This window comes from Actinacidiphila alni, from assembly GCF_900112845.1.
In the GTDB taxonomy this organism is placed as follows: Bacteria; Actinomycetota; Actinomycetes; order Streptomycetales; family Streptomycetaceae; genus Actinacidiphila; species Actinacidiphila alni.
Map to the genome: position 1 here is coordinate 15,980 of NZ_FONG01000030.1, position 22,456 is coordinate 38,435.

The following is a 22,456-nucleotide window of genomic DNA, read 5'->3' on the forward strand; positions in this document are numbered from 1 at the left end:
ACTTCCCAACGCAGGTGTCGCATACTAATTTGTTCAACAGTCTGACGAATAGGAGCCAGCCGTAATGACTTCCGAGACTTCCGAGACTTCGGCGTCGAACCTCACCCCCAGTCTCGACCCGGCCCGTATCACCCCGGCCCCCGAGCACAAATTCACCTTCGGCCTGTGGACCGTCGGCTGGCAGGGCCGTGACCCGTTCGGCGACGCCACCCGCGCCCCGCTGGACCCGGTCGAGTCCGTGCAGCGGCTCGCCGAGCTGGGCGCGTACGGCGTGACCTTCCACGACGACGACCTGATCCCGTTCGGCTCCACCGACGCCGAGCGCGACGCCCACGTCAAGCGCTTCCGGCAGGCCCTGGAGACCACCGGCCTGACCACGCCGATGCTCACCACCAACCTCTTCACGCACCCCGTCTTCAAGGACGGCGCCTTCACCGCCAACGACCGCGACGTGCGCCGCTTCGCGCTGCGCAAGACCATCCGCAACATCGACCTCGCCGCGGAACTCGGCGCCGAGACCTATGTCGCCTGGGGCGGCCGGGAGGGCGCGGAGTCCGGCGCGGCCAAGGACGTCCGGGTCGCGCTGGACCGGATGAAGGAAGCCTTCGACCTGCTCGGCGAGTACGTCATCGAGCAGGGCTACGACCTGCGGTTCGCCGTGGAGCCCAAGCCGAACGAGCCGCGCGGCGACATCCTGCTGCCGACCGTCGGCCACGCGCTGGCCTTCATCAACTCCCTGGAGCGGCCCGACATCGTCGGCGTCAACCCCGAGGTCGGCCACGAGCAGATGGCCGGGCTCAACTTCCCGCACGGCATCGCCCAGGCGCTGTGGCACGGCAAGCTCTTCCACCTCGACCTCAACGGCCAGACCGGCATCAAGTACGACCAGGACCTGCGCTTCGGCGCCGGCGACCTGCGCTCGGCCTTCTGGCTGGTCGACCTGCTGGAGACGGCCGGCTACCAGGGCCCGCGGCACTTCGACTTCAAGCCGCCGCGCACCGAGGACTACGCGGGCGTGTGGGCGTCGGCCGCCGGCTGCATGCGCAACTACCTGATCCTCAAGGAGCGGGCCGCCGCCTTCCGCGCCGACCCCGAGGTCCAGGAGGCGCTGCGCGCCTCGCGCCTGGACGAGCTGGCGCTCACCACGCGCGGCGAGGGCGAGTCGCTCAGCGAGGGCCTGGCCGCGCTGCTCGCCGACCGCAGCGCCTACGAGGACTTCGACGCGAACGCCGCGGGCGAGCGCGGCATGGCCTTCGAGCACCTCGACCAGCTCGCCATGGACCACCTGCTCGGCGCCCGGTAGTCCCCGACCGTGCCGCCGCCCGGCCCCCGGCATTGCGCCGATCGGGGCCCGGCGGCGGCGCCGTCGCGCCCGGGGTGCGAGGCTGGGGAGGTCCGCCCGACCGCGCACCAGGGAGAGCCGTGCCCGAGCCGACCGAACCGCTGCGCACCACCTTCACCGCCGTCGTCCTCGACGCGCCCGACGCCCACGAGCTGGCCGCCTTCTACCGCCGCCTGCTCGGCTGGACCACCGACCAGGACGAGGCCGACTGGGTCAAGCTCGCGCCGCCCGGCGGCGGCACCGCGCTGTCCTTCCAGACCGAGCCGCTGTTCACCCGGCCCGTCTGGCCGTCCACCGCCGAGGCGCAGCAGATGATGCTGCACCTGGACTTCGAGGTGCCCGACCTGGACGAGGCCGCCCGCCTCGCCGTCGCGCACGGCGCCGTCCCGGCCGAATTCCAGCCCCAGGACGACGTCCGGGTCTTCCTGGACCCGGCGGGCCACCCCTTCTGCCTGTGGGTGCGCACCGACACCTGACCCCCCCGCCGAAGAGTCCGGAGAAAAAACCTCGCCGATACGCGTGAGGGACGCCGGGCAGGCGGTGTCTCAACAGATGTCAGGGCCCACAAGGCCGTCACGTGCACCGCGCGGCCGGTGCACCGCGTACACCAGGGAGATCCGGAAATGGCGACGACGAAGTCCGCGGCACCGGTATCGGCTCAGCGCACGGACAGCGACCTCACCGAACTGTCGTCCGGCGGCGACGAGAGGGGCCTCCAGGAGCGCGGCGGCGGCACCTTCCGGGTGCCGGCCGAACGCGGCCGTACCTCCATCGCCAATTCGGTCGTGGAGAAGATCGCCGGCATGGCCGCCCGCGAGGTGCTGGGCGTGCACGACTTCGGCGGCAGCCTCGCCCGCAGCCTGGGCGCCATGCGCGACCGCGTCCCCGGCGGCCGCCCCAACGTCACCCGCGGCGTCAAGGTCGAGGTCGGCGAGAAGCAGACCGCCGTCGACCTGGAACTGGTCGTCGAGTACGGCGTGGCGATCACCGATGTGTCCGCCGACGTACGGGAGAACGTGGTCTCCGCCGTCGAGCGGATGACCGGCCTCGAGGTCGTCGAGGTCAACGTCTCGATCGTGGACGTGCACCTGCCCAACGAAGAGGACGACATCCCGTCCGAGGGCCGGGTCCAGTAGCCGTCCGGGCGGGGGCGCCGGAAGCCGCCCGGCGCCCCCGACGACCGCCCGACCGCCCCCACCCGCCGGTGCCGATCTGGATGGACGACCTTGATCAGCCTGTACGTGCCCCTGCCCGCCGCGGACCCGGCGGGACGCCGTGTCCGATGAGCAGCCCGGGGCGGCGCCGCCCGGCCGGCCGGACGCGGCGCCGGCGGCCCGTGCGGACGCTCCCGCCGCGCCGGTCCGCGAGGACGACCTGCTGGTCGCCCGCGCGAGCGAGGGCGACGACGAGGCGTTCGAGATCCTGGTCCGCCGGCACACCCCCGACCTGCTGCGGCTGGCCCGCAGACTGCTCGGCAGCGACGCGGAGGCGGAGGACGCCGTGCAGGACGCGTACGTCAGCGCGTGGCGGCGGCTGCCGGAATTCCGCAGGACAGCGGCGTTCAGCACCTGGATGTACCGCATCGTGACGAACCGCTGCCTCAATGTGCTGCGCGCCCGCCGCCCCACCCAGCCCCTGGAGTCGATGACCGTCGAACCCGCCGCCCCCGAATACCTGTCCTCGCCCGCCCGCGCCGCGGAGTCCGCCGCGTCGGCCGAGGCGCTGCACCGCGCGCTGGCCGGGCTGACCCCGGAGCAGCGGGCGTGCTGGGTGCTGCGCGAATTCCACGGCCTGACGTACGACGAGATCGCCGCCGCCGTGGGCATCGGTGAACCGGCCGTCCGGGGACGGATCTTCCGGGCCCGCCGCTATCTGACGGAGGCGATGGCCACATGGCGCTAGACGACGAACTGCTGCCCTGCGGAGCCTCCCTGGCCGACCTGTGGGAGGACGGCGCGCCCGCGCCCGGCCACGAGGACTGCCCGTACTGCCGTGACTCGCTGGCCGAACTGGGCCGGCTCGACCAGGCCGTGCACCAGGCGCTCGCGGTCCGCGACCTGCCCGCGCCGGACCTGGCCGCCCGGGTGATGGACCTGGTACGGACCGAACTGCGGCCCGGCCGGCTGGTGCCGCTCGGCGCCGCCGACGCCGACGACTGGATCACCGAGACCGCCGCCACCCGGCTGTTCCGGCAGGCCGCCGACACCCTTCCCGGTGTCGCCGCCGGGAGCTGCCGGATCACCGCGGCCCGCGAGCCCGCCCGCTATCTGCTGCCCGGCGCACCGCTGCCGAGGGTGCCGCTGCGGGTGCGCCTGGAAGTGGCCGTCGACCTCAGCCGTACGGTGCCCGAGGTCGCCGCGGCCGTACGCGAACGGGTGCTGGACGCCGCGCACGCCGTGATCGGCCTGGACATCGCCGAGGTGGACGTCTCGGTGGTCGACCTGCTCGACGAAGGAACGGACGACGGAGCAGGCGACGGGACGGGGGAGGGATCGGGGTGATGAATCCGATGACCGGATCACCGCAGGAGCGCGGGACGGAACTGGCCGTGGCCCGCGCGGTGGCGGCCGTCCCGGGCGTGGCCTACCTCAGCCCGCGGCTGACGGACCGGCTGCGGTCCCGTACGGCGCCCGGCGTCACCGTACGGCTGCACACCGCGCCCGACCGGTGGGAGGTGGCCATAGCGCTGGCCGTCCGCACCGGACACCAGGCCGCCAGGACCGCGCAGCAGGTGCGGGAGGCGGTCACCGAGGCGGTGCACAGCACGTATCCGCAGACGCTGACCACACCGGTACGGGTGACGGTGACGGTCACCGCGATCGTCTGAGACCGTCCGCGGAAATCGGGCGTGACGTTCGCCCGGGAGCGGTGTCCAACCAGCAGACCCGACGCGAGAGAGGACACCGACGACGATGGACGCCCCGTACTCGTTCACCTGCACGGCCGAGGTCGGCGACGACGGGATACTCGCGCTCCGCCCGCGCGGCGACATCGACATCGCGGCCCGGTCCGTCCTCACCCACGCCCAGCTCGCCCTCCGCCCCGGCCTGCGCGGCGTCCACCTCGACTTCGACGCGGTGCCCTTCATGGACACCACCGTGCTGCGCTTCCTCAGCAGCCTGCACGCCCGCTGCTCCGCCTTCGCCGTCCCGCTGCGGATCACCGGCCTGCGCCCCCAGCACCACCGCCTGCTGACCCTCGCGGAATACCGCCTCCCCACCACCTGACCGCGGCCGTGGCAGCTACACCTCCGTGGGCGCCCCGGTACCGCTACGGGGCGAGGCCGTCCGCGCGCAGGCCCGCAAGGATGGCCTCGCCGAGGGTGACGACGGCGCTCTGCGGGCGGACCATGACGGTGATCTCCTTGATCATGCCCGCGTCGTCGAACTGGAGCATGTCGATGCCGTGGATCTGCTTGCCGTTGACGGTCGTGCGGAAGAGCAGGACGGCGGAGGGGGCCGGGGTGCCGTCGCCGGTGGTGTCGGCGGTGCCGTCGAACTCCCCGATGTAGTGGAAGTCCTCGAAGGTGCGCACCAGTACGTGGAAGAGGCCGACGACCTGGTCCTTGCCCTCGAAGGGGGCGAATTTCACCGGGCTGAACAGCTTGATGTCGTCGGTGAAGAGGGCGGCGAGCGCCGCGACGTCGCCCGCCTCGGCGGCGTCGTGGAAACGGGACGGGTCTGCTGCGGACACGAGCGGCTCCTTACTCATGGACACTCACGGATTCTCCTGGCTACTCATGGCTACTCATGGATCTGAATAGTCACTTTCTTGAGTATGATGGCAGCAGCGTACGACCGGAAGAGCCGAGGAGGCAGGCGATGGCCCTGCGGCACGCGGTGCTCGCCGCCCTGCTGGACGACGAGCTGAGCGGCTACCAGCTGGCCAAGGCGTTCAATGTCGGCGTCGCCAACTTCTGGCACGCGCTGCCGCAGCAGCTCTACGCCGAACTCGCCAGGCTGGAGACGGACGGCCTGGTCACCGGCCGCGAGGTCGTCCAGGACACCCGCCCCAACAAACGCCTCTTCCGCGTCACCGACGCGGGACTGGCCGAGCTGGAACGCTTCGCCGCGACCGCCGCGAAACCCTCCTTCGTCCGCGACGAACTCCTGGTCAAGGTGCAGACCGCCGACCGGATCGGCACCGGGGCGGTCATCGAACAGCTCGTGGAGCGCGCCGAGTTCGCCGCCGCCAAGATCGAGCTGTTCACCTCACTCCTCGAAAAGATCCGCGGCGACCGCGACGAGGAGGACTTCCTGCTCCACGGCACGCGCATCGGCCCGTATCTGACCTGCCTGCGCGGCCTGGCCTTCGAACAGGGCAACAAGGACTGGTGCGAACGCAGCGCGGCGGTGCTGCGGGCACGTCGGTCCGCGGAGGTCTGAACGCGGCACTACGCTCGGGTCCATGAGCGATCAGCACAGCGGGCATCAGCACTTCGAGACCCTCGCGATCCACGCCGGCCAGGCGGCGGACGCGCAGACCGGCGCCGTCGTCACGCCGATCTACCAGGTGTCGACCTACAAGCAGGACGGCGTCGGCGGGCTGCGCGGCGGCTACGAGTACAGCCGGTCGGCCAACCCGACCAGGACCGCGCTGGAACAGAACCTCGCGGCCCTGGAAGGCGGCAGCCGCGGCCTGGCCTTCGCCTCCGGACTCGCCGCCGAGGACTGCCTGCTGCGTACGGTGCTCGCGCCCGGCGACCACGTGGTGATCCCCGACGACGCGTACGGCGGCACCTTCCGGCTGTTCGCCAAGGTCGTGGAGCGCTGGGGCGTCACCTGGTCGGTCGCCGACACCTCCGACGTCCAGGCGGTACGGGACGCGGTCCGCCCGGAGACCAGGCTGATCTGGGTCGAGACGCCCTCCAACCCGCTGCTCGGCATCACCGACATCGCGGCGCTGGCCGGTGTCGCCCGGCAGGCCGGGGTCCGCCTCGTGGTGGACAACACCTTCGCCAGCCCCTACCTCCAGCAGCCGCTCGCGCTCGGCGCGGACGTCGTCGTGCACTCCACGACCAAGTACATGGGCGGCCACTCCGACGTGGTCGGCGGCGCCCTGATCACCTCCGACGCCGCGCTCGGCGAGGAGTTGGCGTACCACCAGAACGCGATGGGCGCGGTCGCGGGGCCGATGGACGCCTGGCTGGTGATGCGCGGCGTGAAGACCCTCGCGGTACGGATGGACCGGCACAGCGCCAACGCGGGCCGGATCGCGGAGATGCTGGCCGCGCACCCGAAGGTCGCGCAGGTCTACTACCCGGGCCTGCCCGAGCACCCGGGCCACGAGGTGGCCGCCAAGCAGATGAAGGCGTTCGGCGGCATGGTGTCCTTCCGCGTCGCGGGCGGCGAGGAGGCGGCCGTCGCGGTCTGCGACCGCGCGAAGCTCTTCACGCTCGGCGAATCCCTGGGCGGCGTCGAGTCGTTGATCGAGCACCCGGGCCGGATGACGCACGCCTCGGTGGCCGGATCCGCCCTGGAGGTCCCCGCCGATCTGGTACGGCTGTCGGTCGGCATCGAGGCCGTCGACGACCTCCTGGCGGACCTCAGCCAGGCCCTCGGCTGACCCCCGACTTCCGCTCGACCCGGGCGCGTTCGGACGGCCCGGACGCGCCCGAGGCCGTCCCGGGCGCGCTCAAGCCGTCACGGGTGCGGGGCTCGACCCGGGCGCCCGGCCGGACGCACGCGCCCGGCCGTCATCAGCCCAGCGCCGACCACCAGTTGCCGTTCGGCGTCGTCGTCGCCGGGTCGTCGTCCGGCCAGTAGAGGACGGCCAGCACGATCGCGGCCGCCAGCGCGGCCAGCACCAGCGCCGTCACGACGAGCCGAACGACCCGGCGGCGGCGGACGATCCGCCGTCCGCGCGTCATCGCGCGGACGGCGAGGTCGACCGGCACCACCGGGTGCGGGGTGTCCAGCAGCCGCCGCACCTCGTCGTCGCGGCGGTTCGGCAGCCGGCTCACGGCGCCACCGCGCTCGGCCGCCGCTCCGGCACCGACCGCGCCGCGGGCGGCTGCCGGTCGCCGTTCCTGCTGCGCAGCGTCGCCGTCGCGTGCGCGCACAGCGTGCGCACCCGCTCGTCGGGCAGCCCGAGCTGGGCGGCGGTCTGCTCCTCCGCGATGCCCTCGAAGAACCGCATCACGACAATCAGCCGCTCCTGTCGGCCGAGCCGGTCCAGGGTGCCGCCGCGCGGGCGCTGCCACCACGGGCGGTAGGCGAAGCGCCGCACGAGTTCGCTCCTGGCCCGCTCGTACGGGTCCTCGGCGCGCATCCTGAACCAGTTGGCGTAGACGTGCGCGAGGGTCGCGGTCAGCAGCCGGTCGGCGCCCTCGGGGTCGCCCGCGAGGAGGGTGGCTGCGTGCAGCAGGCGGCCCGCCGCGCCCGCGGTGAACGCCGCGAATTCGGCGTCCCGGCGGATCTCCGCTGCTGCCCGGCGCTTCCCCACGCGGACATGGGACGGCAACCGGGCGTTCCGGGTCAAGCCCCCTGCGGGTCCCCCGCGGTGGCGGTGCCGGCGCCGGTCGGCCCAGCGGTCCCACCGGCATCACCGGCCCCGGTCCCACCCCCGGCCTCGCCCCCCGTCCCGCCCTCCGCCTCGTCGCGCTGGCCGACCCCGGTGTGCCAGTCGGACAGCGAGGCGTTGAAGCGGGACAGCAGCTCGGTGAACTGCTCGCGCTCCTGCGGCGTCCACTCGTCGGTGATCTCGGCCATCAGCTGCCGGCGCGAGTCCCGCACCGCGTCCAGCCGGGACCGGCCGCGCGGCGAGAGCGCCAGGACCACCGCCCGGCCGTCCTCCGGGTGCGAGGTGCGCTTGACCAGGCCGGTGTCGACCAGCGGGGCGACCTGACGGGTGACCGTGGAGGAGTCGATGCCCATCGCCTCGGCGAGCGCCTTGACACCCATCGGGCCCTCCCGGTCGAGCCGGTTGAGCAGCAGATAGGCGGCGCGGTCCATGGAGTTGCGGGCCTTGCCGACACCGCCCAGCCGCGTCTGTTCCGCGCGGCGGGCGAAAAGCGCGACCTGGTGCTGGAGGCGCTCAAGGAGTTCGGCCGAGGTCTCCGTGGGGTTGGACATGACCTTGAAGCTCGCGTTCTGTCGGTCCTGTGAAGGGGGACGGGAAGCGGGAAGTTGGGAGAAGAGTACGCGGCGCGGCAGGGCTCGTGACCCTTCCCCGGCAATCCGCGACTCCGTACCGCCGCGGTCCTGTCACGCTTCGCGGCCCCCGCGTGACACCCGTGCCCCCGGGCAGTGGAGGGCCGCGGAAGCTGGGAGACTGGGCCCATGGACAGTTCGGTGCCCGCAGCGTCCCCTTCGATCACCCTCGATGACGTGCGAGGAGCGCACAAAATGCTCTCCGGGGTGGCCCGTATCACCGCGATGGAAGGCAGCCGCCATCTGTCGTCGCTGGTCGGAGCACCCGTGCACCTCAAATGCGAAAATCTGCAACGCACAGGTTCCTTCAAAATCCGTGGCGCGTACGTCCGGATCGCCGGGCTCAGCCCGGAGGAGCGGGCGGCCGGTGTGGTGGCCGCCAGCGCCGGCAACCACGCCCAGGGCGTCGCGCTGGCCGCCTCGCTGCTCGGCGTGCGCTCCACCGTCTTCATGCCCGTCGGCGCGCCGCTGCCCAAGGTCGCCGCGACCCGCGACTACGGCGCCGAGGTGCGGCTGCACGGCGCGGTCGTGGACGAGACGCTGCGCGCGGCCATCGCGTACGCCGAGGAGACCGGCGCGGTCTTCATCCACCCCTTCGACCACCCGGACATCATCGCCGGGCAGGGCACGGTGGGCCTGGAGATCCTGGAGCAGTGCCCGGAGGTCGGCACGATCGTCGTCGGCATCGGCGGCGGCGGTCTCGCGGCCGGCCTCGCCCTCGCGGTGAAGGCGCTCCGCCCCGACGTGCGGATCGTCGGTGTGCAGGCGGCGGGCGCTGCGGCGTACCCGCCCTCGCTCGCGGTCGGCCGCCCCGTCGCGCTCGGTTCCGTCGCCACGATGGCCGACGGCATCATGGTCGGCCGGCCCGGCGACATACCGTTCGCGCTGGTCCGCGATCTGGTCGACGAGGTCGTGACCGTGTCGGAGGACCAGCTGTCCTCCGCGCTGCTGCTCTGCCTGGAGCGGGCCAAGCTGGTCGTGGAGCCGGCCGGCGCCAGTCCGGTCGCCGCGCTGCTGGCCGCCCCCGAGGCGATGCGCGGCCCGGTCGTCGCCGTCCTGTCCGGCGGCAACGTCGACCCGCTGCTGATGCAGCGCATCCTGCGGCACGGCATGTCGGCGGCCGGCCGCTACCTCTCGCTGCGGCTGCGGCTGACCGACCGTCCCGGCGCCCTCGCCACCCTCCTCGGCGTCCTGTCCCTCGCGGACGCCAATGTCCTGGACGTCAGCCACGTCCGCACCGACCCCCGGCTCGGCCTGACCGAGGCCGAGGTCGAGGTGCACCTGGAGACGAAGGGGCCCGAGCACTGCGTCGCGGTCGGCGAGGCGCTGGAGAACGCCGGTTACACCGTCATCCGTTGATCCGTTGACCCGTCGACCCGTCGACCCGCTGACCCGCGCACCCGGGCCCGGGCGGCTGTCCCGGGCCCTCGCGGTGGTCTCCTCCGCGTGGCGCGGGTAATTCACTTGACGCGATATATCGCGTCTGTCATTCTCGCGTTCACTCACGGGCGGACCGTGCGGCGAGCGATGAGTTTCGGCCGTTCGGTCGGTCGAACCCCGTGAGAGCTGGACCCAGCAACCGACAGGAGTGACGAAATGCCGGGCGCCATCTATGCGGAAGGTCTCGTGAAGACCTTCGGCGATGTCAAGGCACTGGGGGGAGTGGACCTCGACGTGCCGGAGGGCACGGTCCTCGGGCTGCTCGGGCCGAACGGCGCGGGGAAGACCACCGCCGTCCGGGTCCTGACCACACTCCTCAAACCCGACAGCGGCAGCGCCGTCGTCGCGGGCATCGACGTACTGAAACACCCCAACGAGGTCCGCAGGCACATCGGCCTGTCCGGCCAGTTCGCGGCGGTCGACGAGTACCTGACCGGCCGGGAGAACATCCAGATGGTCGGCCAGCTCTACCAGATGAGCGCCAAGGCCGCCCGGGCCCGGGCCGACGAACTGCTGGAGCGGTTCAACCTCACCGAGGCCGCCAACCGCCCCTCCAAGACCTACTCCGGCGGCATGCGCCGCCGCCTCGACCTCGCCGCGGCCCTCGTCGTCAGCCCGCCGGTGATGTTCATGGACGAGCCGACCACCGGCCTCGACCCGCGCAACCGGCAGCAACTGTGGGAGGTCATCCAGGAGTTGGTGGCCGGCGGCACCACGCTGCTGCTCACCACCCAGTATCTGGAGGAGGCCGATCACCTCGCGCACGACATCTGCGTCATCGACCACGGCAAGGTCATCGCGCGCGGCACCTCCGACCAGCTCAAGGCGCAGACCGGCGGCGAGCGCGTCGAGGTCGTCGTGCACGAGCGGGACCGGATCGCCGACGCGGCCCGCGCCCTGACCGGCTTCGGCAAGGGCGACGCCAAGATCGAGGAGCACCAGCGCAAGATCACCGTCCCGGTGACCGGCGGCGCCAAGCTGCTGGCCGAGGTGATCCGCGAACTGGACACCCAGGGCATCGAGATCGACGACATCGGTCTGCGCCGCCCCACGCTCGACGACGTCTTCATCTCGCTGACCGGCCACGCGGCCGAGCAGGACAAGGACACCGACGAGGAGTCCGAGACCACCGCCGGACAGGGTGCCGGTTCCCGCAAGGAGGCCGTCAAGTGAGCGCCGCCACCGATGTCATGACCACCAAGGCGCCCAAGGGCGTGGGCGGCGTCGTCCAGTCCGCCCGGGACTCGCTGGTCGTCGCCAAGCGCAATCTGCTGCGCATGATGCGCATCCCGGAAGTCGTGATCTTCGGACTCGTCCAGCCGATCATGTTCGTGGTGCTGTTCAGCTACGTCTTCGGCGGCTCCGTGTCGGTCGGCGGCTCGCTCAGCGCCTCCGACTACCGCGAGTTCCTGATGGGCGGCATCTTCGCGCAGACCGTCACCTTCGCCACCGCCGGCGCGGGCGCCGGCATCGCGGACGACATGAACAAGGGCCTGATCGACCGCTTCCGGTCGCTGCCGATGGCCCGCGGCGCCGTCCTCACCGGCCGTACGCTCGCCGACTCGGTGCAGACCGCGCTCACCGTCGTCGTCCTGGCGGTCGTCGGCCTGCTGGTCGGCTGGCGGGTGCACAACGGCATCCCGAAGATGCTCGGGGCCTTCGCCCTGCTGCTCCTGCTCGGCTACGCCTTCTCCTGGATCGGCGCGCTGATCGGCCTGTCGGTGCGCACCCCGGAGGCGGCCACCTCCGGCGGCCTGGTCTGGCTCTTCCCGGTCACCTTCGTGTCCAACGCGTTCGTGGACTCCTCGAACCTGCCGGGCTGGCTGCAGCCGGTAGCGGACTGGAACCCGTTCAGCGCCACCGTGCAGGCGTGCCGCGTGCTCTTCGGCAATCCGGGCGTGTCGCCGTCCGGCGCCTGGCCGATGGAGCACCCGGTGTGGGCGTCGCTCGCCTGGTCCGTGGTGATCATCGTCGTCTTCCGCACCTGGGCGGTCAGCAAGTACCGCTCGGCGACGGCGTAACGGCGTACTCGTACGAGGTACGTCAAAGCCCCGGCCGTCGTCCCCCGACGGCCGGGGCTCACCGCATGTCTCGCGGGCTCAGCCCTGGTACGGCTTCACATCGAGGACCTTCACCGACGCGCTCTTGCCGTTCGGCAGCTCGTACGTGGCGTCCTCGCCGGGCTTCTTGCCCGTGACACCGCGGCCGAGCGGGGACTGCGGCGAGTACGTGTCCAGGTCGCCGGCGACGCCCTCGCGCGAGCCCAGCAGGAAGGTCATCGTGTCGTCCGGGTCGCCGTCGAAGGCGATGGTCACCACCATGCCCGGTGCCACCACCCCGTCGTCGGCCGGGGCCTCGCCCACCTTCGCGGACTCCAGGATCTGGTTGAGCTGCCGGATGCGCAGCTCCAGCTTGCCCTGGTCCTCACGCGCCGCGTGATAGCCGGCGTTCTCCTTGAGATCGCCTTCCTGGCGGGCTTCCTCGATCTTGGCGACGATCTCGGCGCGCGCCGGACCAGACAGATGCTCCAGCTCGGCCTTGAGCTGGTCATACGCCGCCTGGGTCAGCCAGGTGACGTTCTCGCTGGTCTGGGTCACAGGTGCTCCTCGTCGGTACTGGTCATGCCGTGTGCCTGCCCCGCGGAAACCCCGCGGAACGGTGTGTGGACCGCCGCACCCCTACGGCCGGCGGCTCGTCCCCACGGCCGGTGCCGGGGCGCGCCCCGATGATGAACTCCATTGCCACCGGTCGCCGGGACGAAACCACGAGCCTAACAATTACTCGTCGTCCAAGGGGACGGGAAACGAACGCCGGTGCAGTCGTGGCGCCCGGCCCTCGATCAGCCCTGCGGGGCCTTCTCGCAGCTCACCAGCTCGCCGGTCTCGCCGCGGCCCGTCGTGCGGACCTCCACGATCGTGTCGACCTGCTTGGCGTGCTGGGCGAGGCGGACGTCCTTGCGCCCCACCTCGTTGTGGTCGGAGTCCACCGACCGCACGGTGCAGACCGCGACCGTACCGGCGTCCTTGTGGACCTCCAGATGGATGCTGACCTGCTGGTCGGAGTCCACCTTGAACGCCACGACCTGGGCGCTGACCTTGCTGTCGGTGATCGCGTGCCAGCCGTACCAGCCGACGCCCAGGACGGTCAGGGCGCCGAGGACGACGGCCGCGATCCGCAGTTTGCGGTCGGCACGGGCGTCGGCGCCGGGTCCGTACCTGCCGTCGGGCAGGGCGGGCCGGGCGTCCGGCTCACTGGACCCCACGGCGGTCATAGGCTTTCCTCCCGAGCGGGGACGGCGGAATTATTCGTCCCCTCACTCGGTCACTATAGAAGGCGCCCTCTTTGCCGACGGAGGCGCCTAGGAGACGGGGGCTCGGCACCGCTCGGACCCCGAAGACTTGAGGACCAAGCCTTGACTGAGCAGCTTCGACTGATGGCCGTGCACGCCCACCCCGACGACGAGTCGAGCAAGGGCGCCGCCACGATGGCCAAGTACGTGTCCGAGGGGGTGGACGTACTGGTCGCGACCTGCACCGGAGGCGAGCGCGGCTCGGTGCTCAACCCCAAACTCCAGGGCGACCCCTATATCGAGGAACACATCCACGAAGTACGCGCCAAGGAGATGGACGAGGCCCGGCAGATCCTCGGCGTGCGCCAGGCGTGGCTCGGCTACGTCGACTCCGGCCTGCCCGAGGGCGACCCGCTGCCGCCGCTGCCCGAGGGCTGCTTCGCGCTCCAGGACGTCGACGTCGCCGCGGGCACCCTGGTGAAGCTGATCCGCGAGTTCCGGCCGCACGTGATGACCACGTACGACGAGAACGGCGGCTACCCGCACCCCGACCACATCATGACCCACAAGATCTCGATGGCGGCCTTCGAGGCGGCCGGCGACCCCGAGCGCTACCCGGAGGCCGGGGAGCCCTGGACGCCGCTGAAGCTCTACTACAACCAGGGCTTCAACAAGGCGCGCACCCTCGCCCTGCACGAGGCGCTGCTCGCCCGCGGCCTGGAGTCGCCGTACGAGGAGTGGCTCAAGCGCTGGGAGGAGTTCGACCGGCCCGAGCGGCAGCTCACCACCCACGTGCCGTGCGCCGACTTCTTCGAGATCCGCGACAAGGCGCTGCTCGCGCACGCCACCCAGATCGACCCCGACGGCGGCTGGTTCCGCGTCCCGATGGACGTCCAGCGGGAGGTCTGGCCCACCGAGGACTACGAGCTCGCCAAGTCCCGGGTGGACACCTCCCTCCCCGAGGACGACCTCTTTGCGGGCGTCCGGACGGCCTGAGCGACAATGGGTGGCGTGAACGCTTCCCACGGACTCAATACGCTGGTCCCGCTCGCCTCGGGCGAGCTGAACCAGGACAAGGTGACGCCGGGGCTCCTCGGTTTCGTGATCTTCGCGGCCATCGCCATCGGGCTGTGGCTGCTCATGAAGAACATGGGCAAGCAGATGAAGAGGATTGACTTCGTCGAAGAGCCGGAAAAGGCCCCGGCCCGGGCCGAGGACGAGCGCGCCCCCGCGCCCGCCCCCAAGGAAGACGTCGCGCCGTAGGGGCCCGGCCCCTGTACCCGCACCCCTGCGGAGGACGGTAACCATCAGGGGCGCGGGGAACTGCGCGACCAGCCCCCACCGGCCCGGTGATCGCAGAACAAACAGCGTCTGCCCCGCTGGGGGCGGCTTTTTGTCTGAAGGCGCGCTGCGGCTGGCCGCGCAGTTCCCCGCGCCCCTGAAGGGGCATCCCTCCTCCGCAGCGTGCGGGGACAGGGGCACCCCTTTTACGCAACCTCGGGTCGGAGAGCCATGGTCATGCGGGCCGCGCGGCCGGGCGTCATGCCGAGGCGCCAGGTGTCCCAGGCGGAGCCTGGGGAGAGGGTGCCGCGGTCGAGAAGGACGGCGAAAGCCTCGACGTATTCGTCGAGGTCGGGATCGCGTCCCGGAAAGGCGTCGGCGCGCAGGGACGCGAGCGCGGCACGGGCCGCGGCCGCGCCGTCGGCGGAGAGCAGGGGCTGGACGGTGGCACGCAGAAAGACCGCCCAGTCCCGCCCACGCAGATCCCCGAGCCCCTCAAAAAGCTCGACCGCCTCGTCGAGCAGCGTCGTGGCCTCGACGAGCCGCCCGTTCCCGGCGTCGATGACGGCCAGCTCGACGCACGACCACGCCTCGCCGTGCTCGACCCCGATCCGCCGGAAATCCTGCCGGGCGTCCTGAAGCAGCTGCCGGGCGAAACCGCTGTTGCGCAGATTCCCGGTACGCGCCGCCCGCTGATCGCGGGTGACCCGCGCGGAGTGGTGCCGGGCGCAGGCCAGCCCGTACACGTCCCGCATCCGCGAGAACATCGTGCGGGCCCGCTCCAGCGTCCGCAGCGCCGCGTCGGAGTCGCCGCACTCCTCCAGCGCGTGCCCGAGGTAGTACAGCGTCCACGCCTCCCCGCGCGCGTCCTCGCTTGCCCGGTGCCGCTGCACCGCCTCGTCCAGCTCGCGGGCCGCCTCCCGCGCCTCGCCGCGCAGCAGCAGCGCCCGGGCCAGTTGCGTCGCCGTCCACGCGCCGCCGCGGGTGTCGCGGGCCAGCGCGTACGCCTGCCCGGCCGCCCGCAGCTCCGCCTCACCGGCGTCGGCCCGCCCCAGCAACAGATACACCTGCCCGAGCTGGAGGTGCGCCCACGCCTCGCCCTGCACGCTCTCGTTCTCGCGGTGCAGCGCCAGCGACTCGTGCAGCAGCTCCAGCGCCTTGCCGACCTGCCCCAAGTCGCGCAGTACGGCGGCCAGCGCGTGCAGCGTCCACGCCCGGTCCTCGTCCAGCCCGGGCCCGGTCTGGATCTCCAGCGCCTCGCGCAGCTTGCGCTCGGCCTCCCGCAGATTGCCCTGGTGGTGCAAGGTGATGCCGAGGCTGTCCAGCGCGCGGGCCGCGCCCGACGGGTGCTGCGCCTCGAAGTACAGGTCCACCACGGACGTCAGCGTGGAGCGCGCCTTGTCCAGCTCGCCGAGCTGCCGCGCCGCGATGCCCGTACGCCACTGCACCGACCGCACCAGCACCGAACGGTCCTCGTCGGGACCCGACTTCTGCTGGCCCGGCTGCCGTCCTTGCGCCAACTCGCTGATCTCGCCCAGCCGGTAGAGGTCGCCGCGCAGCAGGCAGTAGTCGCACAGCGCGCCGAGCAGCGACTGCACCGCCGCCCGGTCCACGCCCTCGGTGTCGCGCAGCGCGGCCGTGATGAAACTGGACTCCTCGTCCAGCCAGCGCAGCGCCAGCTCCAGCGAGGCGAAGCCGTGCTGCCCGAAGCGGCCCGCCCGGGTCGAGGTCTTGCCCTCCACCAGCCGGATCACGGTGTTCGCCAGATCCGCGTACGACCGGATCAGCCGCTCGTGCGCGGCGGCCCGCTCCACCGGATCCTCCTCGTCCAGCAGCCGCTCGGCCGCGAAGCCGCGGACCAGGTCGTGCGGGCGGTAACGGCTGCCGCGGACGTTCTCGATCAGGCCCGCCGCCGCCAGCTCGTCCAGCCGGCGTGCCGCCTCCCGCTCGTCGGTGGCCATCAGCGCCGCCGCCGCTGCCGCGCCGAAACTGGCCCGCCCGGCCAGCGCGAGGCGGCGCAGCAGCCGCCGGTTGGGCTCCGGCTGGTCGTGGTAGCGCAGCGCCAGCACCCGGTCGACCGGGTCGCGCGGCCCGAACACCTCCAGATCCGCGGCCAGTCCGGCCGCGCCCCGGTGATCGGCGAGCGCCGACCCCGCGATCCGCAGCGCTATCGGCAGGCCCGCGCACAGCCGGCGCAGCCGGTCCGCCTCCTCCGGGCGCGCCCCCGCCGTACCGGCCGCGTCCGCCAACTCGCCCAGCAGCTCCACCGTGTCGTCCAGATCCAGCGGGCCGACGTCCAGGCTGTGCACGGCCGCGCCCGGCACCGCCAGCTCCGCCAGGTCGAACGGCTCCCGGCAGGTGACCAGCACCAGGCTCTCGGAGCGCTCGGGCACCAGCGCCCGCACCTGCGCCGCGTCCGTCGCGTCGTCCAGCACGATCACCACGGGCACGCCGGTGAGGTGCTGCTGGTACTGCTCGCTGAGCCGCCGCAGATGCTGTTCCTGATTCTGCCGCTCACGGAAGAGGAGCTGGTCGCGCGGCGCCCCGAAACGGTTGAGCAGGTGCAGCAGCGCCTCCCGGGTCGGCAGCGGTGTCCTGCCGTCGCTCGCCCCGCGCAGATCCACCACGCACGCGCCGCGAAACTGGTCCCGCAACTGCTGGGCGGTACGCACCGCCAGCGTCGTACGGCCGCTGCCCGCCGGGCCGTGCAGCACAACGACCGTCGGGTGCACGCCCGTTGACGCGCGCGCCTGGTGCACCCACTGCGCGATCCGCGCCACATGCGCGCGGCGGCCGGTGAACGGGCCCTCCGCGTCCGGCAGATGACCGAAGGACTGCTCAAGCAGCGCCCGGGTCCTGGCCGCCGCGCTCCGGTCGCCGCCGCCCGGGCGGCGCGGCGGCGCCGACTGGCCCGGCACCTTCGCCGTCTTCTTGCGCGGCGGCGCCGCCACCATCGCGCGCTGCGCCTCGATGAACGGCCGCACTCCGCGGCGGTCCAGCGCCGCCAGCCACAGCAGCCGCAACTGCTCGGAGCCGCCCGGCTGTCCGCCCGCCCGGCTCCGCCCGCGGCCCGCCACCCCGGTCAGCGTGACCGCCCCGGCCGCGCCCACCGCGAGGCCCGTCACCAGCGCCGGGCCCGCCGCCAGCCCGTACCCCAGGTCCACCCCGAACGCCACCGCCGCCGTCACCCCGGCGACCAGGCCCTGCTTCCCGGCCTGCGGCCGGGTGGCCGCTTTCGGTTCCGCCGCTTCCGCGTCCAGCGCCCGCACATACGCCGCGTACTCCTCCTCGGCCGGCGCGGCGATCTCCTCCAGCCGCTCCAACGCCCGGGCCAGCAGCGCCTTCCCGTCCACGGCCGGGCCCTCCTGGGCGACCGCCCGCTCCACCAGTCGTTCCACCTCGGCCCGGTGCGGGGCGCGCAGCGCCGCGGTACGTGAGTCCGGCACATGTCCTCCTGCGGAGTGCGGTCACCAATCAACGGAAAACCCCGAACCGTCTTCGTGCCCGCCCTGACCCGTCGTCAATCCGCGGCGCCGCCCCAGTACCCGCGCGTGCCCGATGTCTCCTGCGGAGGACGGTGCCTTTTCGGCAGGCGGTGGCTGAGGTCTCCTGCGGAGTGCGGTGAGTCAGGTCTTTTAGGGGCGCGGGGACGCGGCGCTGCGCTGGCGGAAGTGGGATGCCCCGTTAGGGGCGCGGGGAACTGCGCGGCCCGCCCCCACCGGCCGGTGGTCGCAAAAACAACAGCGTCTGCCCCGCTGGGGGCGATTTGTCAGCCGCAGCCCCGCGCGGTCCCCCAGCCTTCGGCCGGGGGTGCCCCCAGCGCGCAGTTCCCCGCGCCCCTGATGGTTACCGTCCTCTGCCGGAGGCATTACACGCCGCACTCCGCAGGAGATCAGGTACCGCCCTCCGCGGGGGAGGAGCGGGCGGACTCGGCGCGGGCCGAGAGGAGGGCACGTTCGGCCGAGTTGCGGGTCAGGGAGGCGGCGAGGGCGAATTCGGCAGCGGCCTCACGGCGGCGCCCGAGCCGCAGAAGAAGGTCGCCGCGCACACTCGGCAGCAGGTGATAGTCACGAAGCGCGCCGCAGGCGACAAGAGCATCGACGAGAGGAAGGGCCGCCCCCGGCCCGAGCGCCATGGAAACGGCCACCGCCCGGTTGAGCTCGACGACGGGCGAATCCGTCACCCCCACCAGCGCGTCGTAAAGAGCGGAGATCCGCGCCCAATCCGTCTCCTCCGCCCGAATCGCGGAAGCGTGACTCGCCGCGATGGCGGCCTGGAGGACATACGGCCCGCGCGGCCGCCCCTCGCGCACCGCCTCCGCCCGGGCCAGAGCGGCGAACCCGCGCCGGATGAGCAGGTGGTCCCACCGCGACCGGTCCTGGTCGAGCAGCAGCACGGGCGCCCCCGTGGCGGAGGTGCGGGCCGCGGCCCGCGACGCCTGGATCTCCAACAGCGCCGCCAGCCCGTGCACTTCGGGCTCCCCGGGCATCAGCCCGGCCAGGACGCGGGCCAGCCGCAGGGCGTCCTCGCAGAGCCCCGGCCGCATCCAGTCGTCGCCGGCGGTCGCGGCGTACCCCTCGTTGAAGATCAGGTAGACGACCTCGAGGACGGACGCGAGCCGCTCGGCCAGTTCGGGGCCGGCCGGCACCTCGAAGGGCACCTTCTCCTTGGCGATGGTGCGCTTGGCGCGGACGATCCGCTGGGCGACGGTGGACTCGGGGACGAGGAAGGCGCGGGCGATCTCCTCGGTGGTGAGGCCGCCGAGCAGCCGCAGTGTCAGCGCGACCCGCGCCTCGCGCGAGAGGACGGGGTGGCAGGCGGTGAAGACCAGCCGCAGCAGGTCGTCCTCGATCGCTTCGGGGTCGGCCGGTCCGGGCGGGTCGAAGACCGCCGCACCCTGCGCCGTCTCCAACTCGTGCCCGAGCAGGGCGAGTTTGCGCGCGAAGGTCTCATTGCGGCGGATCAGGTCGACGGCCCGCCGTTTGGCGGTGGTCATCAGCCAGGCGCCGGGATTGCGCGGCACCCCGGACGCGGGCCACTGCTCCAGCGCCGCGACCAGCGCGTCCTGCGCCAACTCCTCGGCGACGCCCAGGTCGTGGACCATCCGGGTCAGCCCCGCGATCAGCCGCGGCGACTCGATCCGCCACACCGCGTCCACGGCCCGCCGGGCGCGCTCGTCCCCCGTACGGCCGTCGGCGCCGTCGGCGTCCTCGCGCGTACGGCCACCGGCGCCGTCCTCTCGCGTACGGGCGCCGTCGTCGGCCGGGCGCGGGCCGGAGGCTGAAGCTGTCACGACCACCCATGACAGCAGCCGCCGGGCGCCCGCGCAAAGCGGACACCCGGCGCGGCGCCGTGTCACACGGTTACGCGGGCTCCTCCAGCTGCCGGACCTCCGCGGTCATCTCCCACTCGTCGCCGTGGATCGCCAGGAAGCGCGAGGCCCACTCCACGGCCTCCTCCTTGGACTTGGCCTGGAGGATCGCGTAGCCGCCGACGATCTCCTTGGACTCGGTGAACGGCCCGTCCACCACCGTCTGCCTGCCGCCCGCGAGCCTGATCGCGGTGCTCTCCTCCAGCGGCCGCAGCCCCGCGGTGTCCAGCAGCACCCCGGCCCGCGTCATCTCCTCGATGAGCTTGCCCATCTCCTCCATCAGCTCCTCGCTGGGGCCGCCGCTCGGCGCGGCGCTCGGGTCCAGCTTCAGCAGCATCATGTAACGCATGGTGGTCGTCCCTTCTCGGTGCGGACGGCGGGTCCGTCCTGGGGGCTGCTCTCCGCCCCTCTGCATACGCGTCGAACGGCCCGCCCCGGAATCGACACCCGGGCGGAATTATTTTTTCCGCCCCGATACCGCCGTCCCGATGCCGATGCCGATGCCGATGCCGATGCCGCCCCGGACCCGGGATCTCAGTCCCGGCGCGGCTCCCAGCGGAAGCGGCGCCGGGTGACCATGACGGCCGCCGCCGCCCACGCGGCCGTGATCAGCAGGCTCGGCCCGGCGGACTGCCAGCCGTCCAGTACGCCCAGCCGGTGCAGGGCGGCGCCGTCCCAGGTCTCGTGGCCGAAGCCGCGCCCGAACCAGCCGGTGCGCAGCGCCTTGATCACCGGCGCCAGCGGCAGGTCGGCGGCGAGCGGGCGCAGCGGCCCGGGCAGCGACTGGAGCGGGGTGAAGACGCCCGCGCCGAACATGCACAGCAGCAGTACCGGCGTGGCGACCAGGGGAGCGGTCTCCGTGCCCGGGGTGAAGCCGGACAGGGCGAGCGCCAGCAGCCCGAAGACCAGGTAGCCGGCCGCCAGCGCCACCAGGAAGAGCACCGGGTCGGCGGGCGGCGGCGCGTGGAACCACACCACCGACACCCCGCCGAGGATCACCGTCTGGATCAGCAGCACCACCGCGCCGCCCGCCAGCTGCCCGGCGAAGACGGCCCACGGCGGCACCTCCGTACCGCGCAGCCGCTTGAGCACCAGCTCGTCGCGCCGGGACACCACCGCGGTGAGCAGATTGACGAAGGAGGTGACCATCGCCAGGCCGATGAAGCCGATCGTGGTGTAGCCGGCGGCGTTCACCCCGCCGATCGTGCGGTCCCGCAGCGGTGCCGCCACCACCAGGTCGAGCAGGACGGGGAGCAGGAATCCGATGAAGGTCGAGCGCCGGTTGCGCCAGAACACCCGCCAGGACAGCAGGAATTGACCACGGAAGTAGCCGAGGGCGCGGATCCGCGACGGAGCCGCCGCCGCATCGGGAGCGGTCGGCGCCGGACGACGGCGTACGGCGCCGCCCGCCCGCAGATGGGTGTCGGTCATCGGATGCCCGCCTTCCGTCCGGCCTGTTCGGTCTGTTCCGCCCGCGCGGTCCCGCCCTCTTCCGCGAGCGCCAGGAAGACGTCTTCGAGGGAGGCGGTGCGCACCTCGATGCCGTCGAGTTCGACGTCCCGCCCGGCGGCCCAGCGATGCAGGGCGGCCAGCGCGGGCCCGGTGCGGTCCACCGCGTACGTGGCGGTCCGCGGCACCCCCTGATCCCCGCCGGTCAGCGCGGGCGCGCCGCCGGGGGCCGGGAGCGCGGGGAGGTCGTCGGCGCGCAGACCGGCCGGGACCCGGAAGGTGATGGTGGCGCCGCGCCCGGACAGCACGTCGGCGACGGTCCCGGCGGCGGCGATCCGGCCGCGCGTCATGATCGCGACGCGGTCGGCGAGCTGCTGCGCCTCCTCCAGGTAGTGGGTGGTCAGCACCACCGTGGTGCCGTTCGCCCGCAGCTCCTCGACCAGCCGCCAGGTGTTGCGGCGGGCCTCGGGGTCCATGCCGGTGGTCGGCTCGTCCAGGAAGAGCAGTTCCGGCCCGTTGAGCACGGCGAGCGCCAGGTCGAGCCGGCGGCGCTCGCCGCCGGAGAGCTGGCCGACGCGGACGCCGGCGCGCCCGGCCAGATCGACCTGGTCGAGCACCTCCCGGGTCCTGCGGGCGCCGCTGATGAAGCCGCGCCAGCAGTCGACCGTCTCCCGCACCGTCAACTCCGGGAAGAAACCGCCCTCCTGGAGCATCACGCCGATCCGGCGGCGCACCTGCGGCCCGTCGCGGTACGGGTCGAGGCCGAGCACCCGGACCGTGCCGGCGCCCGGCGCGCGATACCCCTCCATCACCTCCAGCGTGGTGGTCTTGCCCGCGCCGTTGGTACCGAGCAGGGCGAACAGCTCGCCCCGCGCGACGGTGAACGAGACACCGCGCACCGCCTCGTACGTTCCGTAGAACTGCTGGAGTTCCCGCACGTCCACGGCGGGACTCGTGCTCCGGTCTTTCTGCCGGAAGGTGGGATTTTCTCTCATGAATACAGAGTGCAGGAATTCCGGGGCGCGTGGCAAGGCCGTACCGCGCTTTCCCCTGGCTCCGTCATAGCTGCTCTGACCTGCTGATTCATGGTCTTCTGGGGAGGGTGACGTACGCCCGGCGGGAGGGGTGCAAAA

General features: G+C 72.6%; 25 protein-coding genes. 14 read left to right on the forward strand and 11 right to left on the reverse strand.

Annotated features, from left to right (window positions below):
- Positions 1-64: 64 nt before the first annotated feature.
- The 7 genes from xylA to BM076_RS32945 all read left to right on the forward strand — a co-directional run bounded on the left by xylA (position 65) and on the right by BM076_RS32945 (position 4,569).
- Complete coding sequence (gene xylA, locus BM076_RS32915) at positions 65-1,303, forward strand: xylose isomerase (protein WP_093717428.1); 1,239 nt, start codon at positions 65-67, stop codon at positions 1,301-1,303.
- A 119-nt stretch (positions 1,304-1,422) separates the two neighbouring features.
- Entirely contained in the window at positions 1,423-1,818 is a 396-nt protein-coding gene (locus BM076_RS32920) for a VOC family protein (RefSeq protein ID WP_245796609.1), read from the forward strand.
- 147 nt (positions 1,819-1,965) lie between these two features.
- Positions 1,966-2,478, forward strand: a complete 513-nt coding sequence (locus BM076_RS32925; RefSeq protein WP_093717429.1) for an Asp23/Gls24 family envelope stress response protein — start codon at positions 1,966-1,968, stop codon at positions 2,476-2,478.
- Positions 2,479-2,716: 238 nt separating this feature from the next.
- Positions 2,717-3,244 carry an RNA polymerase sigma factor gene (locus tag BM076_RS32930; protein WP_093717476.1) on the forward strand — a complete coding sequence of 176 codons (528 nt, stop codon included), beginning with the start codon at positions 2,717-2,719 and terminating at the stop codon, positions 3,242-3,244.
- Positions 3,235-3,843: an Asp23/Gls24 family envelope stress response protein gene (locus BM076_RS32935; protein WP_093717430.1), complete on the forward strand. Its 609-nt coding sequence runs from the start codon at positions 3,235-3,237 to the stop codon at positions 3,841-3,843. Before BM076_RS32930 ends, BM076_RS32935 begins: the two co-directional genes overlap by 10 nt.
- An 8-nt stretch (positions 3,844-3,851) precedes the next feature.
- A complete protein-coding gene (locus tag BM076_RS32940) occupies positions 3,852-4,169 on the forward strand; it encodes a hypothetical protein (RefSeq protein WP_143120708.1) in 318 nt (105 codons plus the stop codon).
- An 85-nt stretch (positions 4,170-4,254) separates the two neighbouring features.
- Positions 4,255-4,569: an STAS domain-containing protein gene (locus BM076_RS32945; protein WP_093717432.1), complete on the forward strand. Its 315-nt coding sequence runs from the start codon at positions 4,255-4,257 to the stop codon at positions 4,567-4,569.
- Positions 4,570-4,612: 43 nt separating this feature from the next.
- Here BM076_RS32945 and BM076_RS32950 read toward each other — a convergent pair whose 3' ends face one another.
- The gene (locus BM076_RS32950) at positions 4,613-5,053 is read right to left on the reverse strand and encodes a nuclear transport factor 2 family protein (protein WP_093717433.1); all 441 of its coding nucleotides are present in this window, start codon (positions 5,051-5,053) and stop codon (positions 4,613-4,615) included.
- A gap of 110 nt (positions 5,054-5,163) precedes the next feature.
- On the opposite strand from BM076_RS32950, the gene BM076_RS32955 reads away from it, so the two are divergent.
- Positions 5,164-5,727: a PadR family transcriptional regulator gene (locus BM076_RS32955; RefSeq protein WP_093717434.1), complete on the forward strand. Its 564-nt coding sequence runs from the start codon at positions 5,164-5,166 to the stop codon at positions 5,725-5,727.
- Positions 5,728-5,749: 22 nt separating this feature from the next.
- Positions 5,750-6,907: a cystathionine gamma-synthase gene (locus BM076_RS32960; protein WP_093717435.1), complete on the forward strand. Its 1,158-nt coding sequence runs from the start codon at positions 5,750-5,752 to the stop codon at positions 6,905-6,907.
- 133 nt (positions 6,908-7,040) lie between these two features.
- Here the strand turns inward: BM076_RS32960 and BM076_RS32965 are convergent, their stop codons facing one another.
- The 3 genes from BM076_RS32965 to BM076_RS32975 are packed head-to-tail and all read right to left on the reverse strand — an operon-like array spanning position 7,041 to position 8,415.
- A complete protein-coding gene (locus BM076_RS32965; protein ID WP_093717436.1) occupies positions 7,041-7,304 on the reverse strand; it encodes a hypothetical protein in 264 nt (87 codons plus the stop codon).
- Positions 7,301-7,786: a sigma factor-like helix-turn-helix DNA-binding protein gene (locus BM076_RS32970; protein ID WP_093717437.1), complete on the reverse strand. Its 486-nt coding sequence runs from the start codon at positions 7,784-7,786 to the stop codon at positions 7,301-7,303. Before BM076_RS32970 ends, BM076_RS32965 begins: the two co-directional genes overlap by 4 nt.
- A 32-nt stretch (positions 7,787-7,818) precedes the next feature.
- Positions 7,819-8,415, reverse strand: coding sequence for a MarR family winged helix-turn-helix transcriptional regulator (locus BM076_RS32975; RefSeq protein WP_093717438.1), 597 nt, complete (start codon positions 8,413-8,415; stop codon positions 7,819-7,821).
- A gap of 207 nt (positions 8,416-8,622) precedes the next feature.
- Here BM076_RS32975 and ilvA point away from each other — a divergent pair, with 207 nt between their 5' ends.
- From ilvA to BM076_RS32990, 3 genes are all read left to right on the forward strand, one after another.
- Positions 8,623-9,852, forward strand: coding sequence for a threonine ammonia-lyase (gene ilvA / locus BM076_RS32980; RefSeq protein ID WP_093717439.1), 1,230 nt, complete (start codon positions 8,623-8,625; stop codon positions 9,850-9,852).
- A gap of 237 nt (positions 9,853-10,089) precedes the next feature.
- On the forward strand, positions 10,090-11,106 hold the full coding sequence (locus BM076_RS32985) for an ATP-binding cassette domain-containing protein (protein WP_093717440.1): 1,017 nt from the start codon (positions 10,090-10,092) through the stop codon (positions 11,104-11,106).
- A 17-nt stretch (positions 11,107-11,123) separates the two neighbouring features.
- Positions 11,124-11,954, forward strand: coding sequence for an ABC transporter permease (locus BM076_RS32990; protein ID WP_093717477.1), 831 nt, complete (start codon positions 11,124-11,126; stop codon positions 11,952-11,954).
- Between the two features lie 78 nt (positions 11,955-12,032).
- Here BM076_RS32990 and greA read toward each other — a convergent pair whose 3' ends face one another.
- Both greA and BM076_RS33000 read right to left on the reverse strand, forming a co-directional pair.
- The gene (gene greA, locus BM076_RS32995) at positions 12,033-12,530 is read right to left on the reverse strand and encodes a transcription elongation factor GreA (RefSeq protein WP_093717441.1); all 498 of its coding nucleotides are present in this window, start codon (positions 12,528-12,530) and stop codon (positions 12,033-12,035) included.
- Between the two features lie 242 nt (positions 12,531-12,772).
- Positions 12,773-13,204 carry a DUF4307 domain-containing protein gene (locus tag BM076_RS33000; protein ID WP_093717442.1) on the reverse strand — a complete coding sequence of 144 codons (432 nt, stop codon included), beginning with the start codon at positions 13,202-13,204 and terminating at the stop codon, positions 12,773-12,775.
- Between the two features lie 141 nt (positions 13,205-13,345).
- Between BM076_RS33000 and mca the strand changes: the two genes are divergently transcribed.
- Positions 13,346-14,218 (forward strand): mycothiol conjugate amidase Mca, encoded by an 873-nt coding sequence (gene mca, locus BM076_RS33005; protein ID WP_093717443.1) that lies wholly within the window; start codon positions 13,346-13,348, stop codon positions 14,216-14,218.
- Positions 14,219-14,224: 6 nt separating this feature from the next.
- Complete coding sequence (locus tag BM076_RS33010; RefSeq protein WP_093717444.1) at positions 14,225-14,485, forward strand: hypothetical protein; 261 nt, start codon at positions 14,225-14,227, stop codon at positions 14,483-14,485.
- Between the two features lie 224 nt (positions 14,486-14,709).
- On the opposite strand, the gene BM076_RS33015 is transcribed toward BM076_RS33010, so the two are convergent.
- The 5 genes from BM076_RS33015 to BM076_RS33035 form a co-directional block, all read right to left on the reverse strand.
- Positions 14,710-17,949, reverse strand: a complete 3,240-nt coding sequence (locus BM076_RS33015; RefSeq protein WP_245796611.1) for a tetratricopeptide repeat protein — start codon at positions 17,947-17,949, stop codon at positions 14,710-14,712.
- Positions 17,950-18,395: 446 nt separating this feature from the next.
- Positions 18,396-19,607: an RNA polymerase sigma factor gene (locus tag BM076_RS33020; RefSeq protein ID WP_093717479.1), complete on the reverse strand. Its 1,212-nt coding sequence runs from the start codon at positions 19,605-19,607 to the stop codon at positions 18,396-18,398.
- Positions 19,608-19,866: 259 nt separating this feature from the next.
- Positions 19,867-20,223 (reverse strand): YciI family protein, encoded by a 357-nt coding sequence (locus BM076_RS33025; protein WP_093717445.1) that lies wholly within the window; start codon positions 20,221-20,223, stop codon positions 19,867-19,869.
- Between the two features lie 185 nt (positions 20,224-20,408).
- Complete coding sequence (locus BM076_RS33030; protein WP_093717446.1) at positions 20,409-21,305, reverse strand: ABC transporter permease; 897 nt, start codon at positions 21,303-21,305, stop codon at positions 20,409-20,411.
- Complete coding sequence (locus BM076_RS33035; protein WP_093717447.1) at positions 21,302-22,318, reverse strand: ABC transporter ATP-binding protein; 1,017 nt, start codon at positions 22,316-22,318, stop codon at positions 21,302-21,304. The genes BM076_RS33030 and BM076_RS33035 overlap by 4 nt, the downstream gene beginning before the upstream one ends.
- Positions 22,319-22,456: the final 138 nt, after the last annotated feature.